Source organism: Oleiphilus sp. HI0061, from assembly GCF_001635675.1.
In genome coordinates this window covers 1-1,190 of sequence record NZ_LWFE01001671.1, presented here as the reverse complement: position 1 = coordinate 1,190, position 1,190 = coordinate 1, and the positions used below count along the sequence as shown (strand labels likewise).

Annotated in this window: 1 protein-coding gene and 1 pseudogene; both read right to left on the bottom strand. The window is 43.6% G+C overall.

Annotated features, from left to right (window positions below):
- Positions 1 to 279, bottom strand: a pseudogene (locus A3735_RS32175) (AraC family transcriptional regulator); the annotation flags it as partial.
- 21 nt (positions 280 to 300) lie between these two features.
- Positions 301 to 1,190, bottom strand: an 890-nt coding sequence (locus tag A3735_RS25865; RefSeq protein ID WP_068638909.1) for a DUF3570 domain-containing protein, incomplete at its 5' end; no start/stop codon positions are given.

Sequence of the window (1,190 nt, the reverse complement as noted above, 5' to 3'; positions counted from 1 at the left end):
TTTACCCGTATCCAGACTCAGATAAACAACAAACTGGGTATTTGCCGGAAACAGCAAATCTTCTTCCAGAATAAACAGGTCTCGATTCAGCTTGATGACCTTTTTCTTCAGCTGCGCCACACTCAAGGCAACAGGCTTGTCCGCCACAGGCGCAGACTGTTTTTCGATAACCGCACCCGGCTCGGTCGCTGACTCCTCACCAAAGCTACTCACTGAAACTAGGCATACAGCAAACAAGAGTATGCTTTTCAATGCTTTTCTGGTCGCTTTATTATTCATCTAACTCTTCCCCAATTCTCTCTAATATTCCATCGTGACCGATATACGCGTGACCCACGCATCGAAACCATACAAAGGTTCGTTTCCTGCAACAGTAGAAGGTTTGGTCACATCTCTGAAGTTGTCATAGGAAAATTCTAAGTAATCAACCAAAGCCGTTAGCTTTAGCCTATCTACATGTGGGATGGCACCTTTACCAAAAATATAACTTGCTCCTAAACCAATCGTATAATCACTAAAGGTACTCAATTCCTTATCACGCCCCATAAAGTCTTGTGAGTCCTGAAAGGGGAAAAGGTCACTATAAAAGTCTGCACTGGTTTGCTGGTAATAACGATATCGGCCCTCAAAGACCCAAGAAGGACCAACCGGGTGAATATATTGAAGTTCGAAGGTATCCGCTTCTATCCCCCAGCTGTCAGTGAAATAACGATACTCTGCTTTAATCGATGCTCGATACGGCAAGTAGTAAAGAGAACGAAGTGCAACAGCTGTACTGGTTCGTGTTTGCGGGTATTTTTCAGTAGCTGTCTCGAAAGATGAACCACTCTGATAGCGGTATACGCGATAGGGGTTATTCAAATAACCTTCGTCAGTAATAATATCGACGTCCACGCCAAAGAGCATATTTTTCGTGATGACTTGAGATAGCCCCAGTTTGTAGTTCTGCCTGTCAACATCTTCAGAAAAGTCACTCTGAATCATTCCAACTTCATCCCATCCTCTGGAATAACCCAAGCTCAAGTTAGTTAAATCACCAAAGAAATCTTGTGAAACAGAAACAAACACTGTGTCGGCTGAGAAGTCATTTTCTTCACTGTTGGTATAGCCCGCGCTCACTATCGTTTTCTCATGAAGAAAATCTACCCCGGCACTGTACTCAGTTCGCTCTTCTTCATAAGCACTAGCAG